General features: G+C 69.7%; 6 protein-coding genes. 3 read left to right on the top strand and 3 right to left on the bottom strand.

What is annotated here, in order from left to right:
- Positions 1-570: ABC transporter substrate-binding protein (locus B042_RS0113300; RefSeq protein ID WP_028648713.1), on the top strand; the 570-nt coding region annotated here is incomplete at its 5' end.
- A 413-nt stretch (positions 571-983) separates the two neighbouring features.
- Positions 984-2,111, top strand: a complete 1,128-nt coding sequence (locus B042_RS0113295) for an ABC transporter substrate-binding protein (RefSeq protein WP_028648712.1) — start codon at positions 984-986, stop codon at positions 2,109-2,111.
- 239 nt (positions 2,112-2,350) lie between these two features.
- Here B042_RS0113295 and B042_RS0113290 read toward each other — a convergent pair whose 3' ends face one another.
- Entirely contained in the window at positions 2,351-3,226 is an 876-nt protein-coding gene (locus tag B042_RS0113290) for an alpha/beta fold hydrolase (protein WP_028648711.1), read from the bottom strand.
- A gap of 557 nt (positions 3,227-3,783) precedes the next feature.
- Between B042_RS0113290 and nhaA the strand changes: the two genes are divergently transcribed.
- Positions 3,784-5,061 (top strand): Na+/H+ antiporter NhaA, encoded by a 1,278-nt coding sequence (gene nhaA / locus B042_RS0113285; protein ID WP_028648710.1) that lies wholly within the window; start codon positions 3,784-3,786, stop codon positions 5,059-5,061.
- A gap of 50 nt (positions 5,062-5,111) precedes the next feature.
- Here nhaA and B042_RS0113280 read toward each other — a convergent pair whose 3' ends face one another.
- Together B042_RS0113280 and B042_RS0113275 are read right to left on the bottom strand one after the other, a co-directional pair.
- Complete coding sequence (locus B042_RS0113280) at positions 5,112-5,717, bottom strand: DNA-3-methyladenine glycosylase I (RefSeq protein WP_028648709.1); 606 nt, start codon at positions 5,715-5,717, stop codon at positions 5,112-5,114.
- A gap of 15 nt (positions 5,718-5,732) precedes the next feature.
- Entirely contained in the window at positions 5,733-5,915 is a 183-nt protein-coding gene (locus B042_RS0113275) for a TetR family transcriptional regulator (protein ID WP_028648708.1), read from the bottom strand.
- Positions 5,916-6,000 lie beyond the last annotated feature (85 nt).

Here is a 6,000-nt window from a genome sequence, read left to right as displayed (position 1 = left end):
ATGCTCAACACCGCTGAGGTGGACATGGACGAGGTCGAGCAGGTGGAGGTGGGCTACGACCCCTCCGTCCTGCCCCGCGGCCAGGTGCAGTCCCTGACCGCCTTCCGCTCCAACGAGCCCTTCCAGCTGGAGGCCATGGGCGAGGACTACACCGCCTGGATGCCCGAGGAGTACGACGTCACGGGCTCCTTCGGCGTGATGGCCACCAGCCCCGACTTCGCCGACGCCAACCCGACGGTCGTGGAGGACTTCCTGCGCGCCATGTCGCGGGCCTTCGACTACTGCGTCGAGAACGGCCAGGAGTGCGTCGAGTACGCCGCCGAGCTCGCCGGCGCCGAGTACGACGTCGACCACAACCTCAAGGTGTGGGAGGCCGAGAGCGCGCTGGTCGTGGAGTCCACCCCGGACGGCAGCCCGTACGGCTACATCGACCTGGCCCTGACCGAGGCCGAGGGCAGCACCATCGTGGAGTACGGCCAGTTGGAGGAGCTGCCGGAGCTGGAGCCCCTCTTCGCCCCCGAGTACCTGGAGGCCGTCCACTCCGACGGTGAGCTCGTCTGGGACGAGTAAGCCCGCCCGCTCCCTGAGCCGGGTCCGTCCACCGGACGGGAACAAGGGCACCGGGGCCCGAGGACCGCACCGCACGCGGCTTCTCGGGCCCCTTTCCCGTTTCGGCGCACGTCTCCCGCGGGACATACGTGACACCACTGATGTCCCGGTGGCATCCGGGAGCTAGGGTGCCCTGCTGTGTGAGTCCACGGGCCGACCCCGGGCATCCACACGCGGCTTCTGGGGGCGACATCCCCCCACCCTCCTTCACGCCGCCCCGTATCCGACCGCCACCACGCCACCATATACAGTGACCGGTCGGACACTCTGAGCCACTCAGCGGCCACGCCCAACCCAGCCACGGGGCACACCAGCGCTCCGCACGCCGTCCGATTCCGCGGAGCCGCCCCTCCCCCGCGAAGGAGCAGACCCACATGTCCACCCCCGCCCCCCGCCCTCCGAGACGGCATCCGCTCACCGCCTGCGCGGCAGCCGCCTCGACCCTCCTCCTGGCCACCGCCTGCGGTACGAACGCCGCCGAGACCCCGCAGGAGCCCCAGCAAGCCACCGTGGTCGACGACGATCGGTGCGCCACCAACCGTGCCATCGGCACGGTCACCTACCTCACCGGCTACCAGTACCAGTCCTCGGTGAGCATCCTGGAGGCGGTCGCCGCCGACGCCCTCGGTTACTTCGACCGCCTCTGCCTCGACGTCGAGATCGCGCCGGGCAGTGGGAACACGATCGGCAACGCCCGCTCCGTGGCCGACGGCGGCGTGCAGTTCACGTCCCTGGGCAACGAGGGCGAGATCATCCAGGCCAACGAGCAGGGGATCGGCATCGTCGGCATCGCCACCTACGGTCACGTGGGCATCGCGAACCTGATGACCCCGAAGGGGGTCGACGAGCTCACCGACCTTGAGGGCACCGTCCTCGGCCACAAGGGCATGCTGCCGCCCCCGGTGGCGGCCATGCTGGTGAGCGAGGGAGTGGACCTGGACGAGATCGAACAGGAGCTGGTGGGCTACGACCCCTCCATCCTCCCGGCGGGCGAGGTCGACTCGCTGACCGGCTACCGCTCCAACGAGCCCTTCCTGCTCGAAGCCATGGGCGCCCAGTTCATCGAGTGGCTGCCCGAGCAGTTCGGGGTGGCGGGCTCCTTCGGCGTGATGGCCACCAGCCCCGACTTCGCCGACGCCCACCCCACCGCCGTCGAGGACTTCCTGCGCGCCATGGCCCAGGCCTTCGAGTACTGCCAGGAGAACGCCAGAGAGTGCGTCGAGTACGCCGCCGCGCTGGACGCGGAGAACCCCGAGAGCTACGGGTACGACGTCGACCACAACCTCCGCATCTGGGACGCCGAGCAGGAACTGGTCAGCAGCTACACCGTGGAGGGCAAACCGCTCGGCTACATCGACCTGAACAAGACCGAGGAGGAGGCCGCCATCCTGAAGGAGTACGGCCAGCTGGAGGAGATCCCCGATCTGGAGCCGTTCTTCCGCCCAACCTTCATCGAGGCCGTGCACATCGCCGGAGAGGTGAGCTGGCCCGAGGGCGGATGAGCCCGCCCCGGGGCGGCCCGCGCACGGTGCGGGCCGCCCTTCGCCGTGCTTTTCTCGGGCTTTCGCTCCCCTTCCCACCCGCCAGCCCGCCACCACCCTCAACGGACGCCTACGGCACAACCCCCCACCCGCCAGCCCGCCACCACCCTCAACGGACGCCTACGGCACAACCCCCCACCCGCCAGCCCCGTGGGCACCCGAGCCGACGCCCTGACGGCGCCGCGGGCGGGGAACGGGGCTCAGTCGAGGTCCCTGAGGAGTTCGGAGACCCGTTCGGGCCGCTCGAAGAGGGACAGGTGCCCGGCCCCCTCCAGCACGTGCACGTCGGTGCCGAGGAGTCGGCGGGCCGGGCCGTGCAGCCGTGCCGGGGAGAAGAAGGTGTCATCGGAGCCCGTGGCGACGAGGACCGGGGTGTCCGACCACGGGCGCAGGCACTCCATGGTGAGGGGGCCCGGGGCCAGGGCGGTCCGGCAGTGCTTGCCGACGAGGGTCATCCACGGCGCGAGCGGGTGTGTGCCGACGACGGCGCCCGGGCCGCTCATAACGTTGAGCAGCCGGGTGCTCTTGCTGTCGCGGGGGCCGATCATCCACGGCAGGACCGCCCGCATCACCTCGGGCGCCATCCCCGCCGCTGTGAGGCCCGCGGGGGAGACCAGGAGCAGGGCCCTGACCAGGGGCGAGGGCGTTGCGGAGAGGGCGATCGCCGCCCCGAGCGAGTGGCCGACCACGATCACCGGCGTGTTGGTGACCGCGGGCAGAACCTCGTCCAGCCAGGCCCCGTAGGCGGCCGACCGCGGGGCCTTGGGTCGGACCCCGCAGCTGAGTCCGGGCTGGCCGGGGACGTCCACCGAGATCACCGTCCGGTCCCGTGACAGGGTCCGCATGGGTCCGACCGCGGTGGCGGTGTTGAAGTTGGTGCCGTTGAGCAGAACGGCCGGGGTACCCGTCCCCCCCTCCACGCGGAACGCCCGCGTGCCGCCGAGCCCCGTGGGGATCTCGGGCAGCGACACGGGCCCGGGGGATCGGGCGATCTGGGCCTCGCACCAGGAGCGCACGCTCTGCGCCCCGGATTCGGTTCGGTAGACGTACGCACCGCGCACGTGGGAATCGAGCATCAGACGCCTGGTTTCCGATAGGAGTGTTCAACGCCGACCAGTCTTTCCGGCACTCCTCTTCGGACTGTACGCGGGTGAGGTGGGTCACGCCACACCCGCTCACGGGTGGCCGCGCGACAGGGAAAGGGACACCCCTGCGACCCGAGTCACATTTCACTCAGGGAGAACAGGAACATCAAGCACCCGCTTCTCGGGTAGGAGTCCTCTGCCGTCGACCACTCCACCCCACACACCGGGGGGAAGGCACTCGCCGGTGGGCCACATCACACGAACCGTGTTGGACAGTAGGCCCGATTCGTTAGCATATGATGGCCTTTGCCTGTTATCACAGGGTCGGAGGTTCGCTACCCGAAGACCGGATTCGGTTAGGGTTCGGCGAAGAACCAACCAACCCGTTGGTTCCCATCTCCGGGGCGCGGTCCACCCGACCGTCTCCGGAAGACCGACGGACCTCCGCGAAAGGTCCGCGAACAGGGCGGGGCGAAGAGCGCTCCGTGAGGTGAGCCGGGAAGACTGGTCGGCGTGTCCCTGACGAGTCACGCCTTGGAGAACCGCACATGAGCATCGACCCGGACGTAAGCCCCACCCCAGAGACCTCACCGCTCGCCCGTTTCGCCAACGTACTGCGCAGTGACAGCGTCGGGGGCTTCATCCTCATCGGCGCGGCGCTCCTGGCCCTCATCTGGATCAACTCCCCCTTCGGGGAGGTCTACGAGCAGTTGCGCGAGATCACGATCGGCCCCCACGCCCTCCACCTCGACCTGAGTCTGGAGACCTGGGCCGCCGACGGACTGCTCGCGGTGTTCTTCTTCGTCGTCGGCAACGAACTCAAGGAGGAGTTCGTCCACGGCGAACTGCGCAACCCGCGGCGCGCCATGCTGCCGATCGTCGCCGCCATCTGCGGCATGGTCATCCCCGCCGGCATCTACGTGGCGATCAACCTCTCCTCCCCGGAGACCATCGGCGGGTGGGGCATCCCGATGGCCACCGACATCGCCTTCGCCGTGGCGATCCTCGCCGTCGTCGGCCGCCACCTGCCGACCCCGCTGCGCACCTTCCTGCTGACCCTGGCGATCGTGGACGACCTCGGCGCCGTCATCGTCATCGCCGTCTTCTACACCAGCGGCATCAACTTCGTCGCCCTCGGTGCGGCCGCCGTCCTCCTCGCCGTCTTCGCCTACCTCCAGCGCGGCAAGGGGCTGGCCGCCAAGCTCAACGCCTCCGCGCTGCCCAACTGGATCGTCTACGTCCCGCTGGCCGCCGTCATCTGGTTCCTCGTTCACGAGAGCGGCGTCCACGCCACCATCGCCGGTGTGGCCATGGGTCTGCTCATGCGCACCACGACCCTGCCCGGAGAGATCCAGGACCCCAGCCACCGCGTCGAGCACATGCTGCGCCCCTGGTCCGCGGGCCTGGCCCTGCCGATCTTCGCCTTCTTCTCCGCGGGCGTGGTCTTCGACAGCATGGGGGCGGTGTTCACCGATCCGGCCGGGCTCGGCATCATCCTCGGCCTGGTGGTCGGCAAGGTCCTCGGGATCGTCGGCGGAGCCTGGGTGACCACCAAGGTCACCTCGGCCGAACTCAACCCCAGCCTGAAGTGGGTCGACCTCGTCGGGATGTCGCTGCTCGCGGGGATCGGCTTCACCGTCTCCCTGCTCATCGCCGAACTCTCCTTCGCCGGGTCGGCCGAGCACCTCACCCACGCCAAGTCGGGTGTGCTGATCGCGTCGCTGATCGCCACCGTGCTGGGCTCGGTCATCCTGAGCCTCCGCAACCAGCACTACCGCAAGGTCCCGGCCTCCGCCCCGGCTGGCGGGACCGGCTCCCAAGGCTGACACCGTGTGGCGGCGGTCCCGTCCACCGGCGCGTGTGGACGGGACCACCGTCATTTCGGCGGTGTGAACCCCCTGCGGGCCTCCGCCACGGCGGGACGCAGGGCGCATCCGGCGGCGTGGTCGTTCCCCAGCCCCATCGCCTGCATGAACGCGAACGCGGTCGTCGGCCCGACGAACCTCCAGCCACGCTTCTTCAGGTCCTTGGACAGCGCCACCGACGCCGGGGAGAAGGTCGCGCTCTGCGGCGGGTCCACCTCGTCCGCAGGGGGCTCGTGGCGCCAGAAGAACGCCGCCAGCGACCCAGCCTCCCTCTGGAGCTCCACCGCCCCGCCGGCGTTGGCGATCACGGCCGCGATCTTGCCCCGGTGCCGGACGATCCCGGCGTCGCCGAGCAAGCGCTCGACGTCCGCCTCATCGAAGCGCGCCACGGCGTGGAAGTCGAACCCGGCGAAGGCCTGGCGGAAGTTCTCCCGCTTGTCCAGGATCGTTCGCCAGCTCAGCCCGGACTGGAACCCCTCCAGGCTGACCTTCTCGAAGAGCCTTCGGTCGTCGGTGACCGGGAATCCCCACTCGGTGTCGTGGTAGGCGAGCATCTCCGGTGTGGCGCCGGCCCAGGCGCAGCGGGGACGGCCGTCCGGGGCGGTGAAGAGATCCATGGCCTCCTCGATCCTTCAGGCGGCGAGAAAGGGCAGCCGCGGGTCGGTCAGGTTCGGGGCGACGCCGACGACCTCCGCAGTCACCACGCCGTGGACCACGAACGGGTTCTCGGCGACCGAGGCGAACGAGGTCCGATCGAACCCCTGCTCGTAGAACAGCCGATGCGCGGCGTCCACGATCCGCTGCCGTGTGTCCACCGGAGTCCACCCCGCTGCGCTCTCCCACCTCCAGGACGTCTGTCCTAGAGGAACGCCGGAACTCTAGGACAGACGCCCTGGAAGG

The sequence above is a fragment of the Nocardiopsis sp. CNT312 genome, from assembly GCF_000515115.1.
GTDB lineage: Bacteria > Actinomycetota > Actinomycetes > Streptosporangiales > Streptosporangiaceae > Nocardiopsis.
Note: the sequence above shows the minus strand (reverse complement) of the source record. Positions and strands in the feature narration are given on the sequence as shown.

Coding starts and splice junctions, on each gene's coding strand:
- B042_RS0113280 (WP_028648709.1), bottom strand. CDS start 5,717: ATGGATCTCTTCACCGCCCCGGACGGCCGTCCCCGCTGCGCCTGGGCC.
- B042_RS0113295 (WP_028648712.1), top strand. CDS start 984: ATGTCCACCCCCGCCCCCCGCCCTCCGAGACGGCATCCGCTCACCGCC.
- B042_RS0113290 (WP_028648711.1), bottom strand. CDS start 3,226: ATGCTCGATTCCCACGTGCGCGGTGCGTACGTCTACCGAACCGAATCC.
- nhaA (WP_028648710.1), top strand. CDS start 3,784: ATGAGCATCGACCCGGACGTAAGCCCCACCCCAGAGACCTCACCGCTC.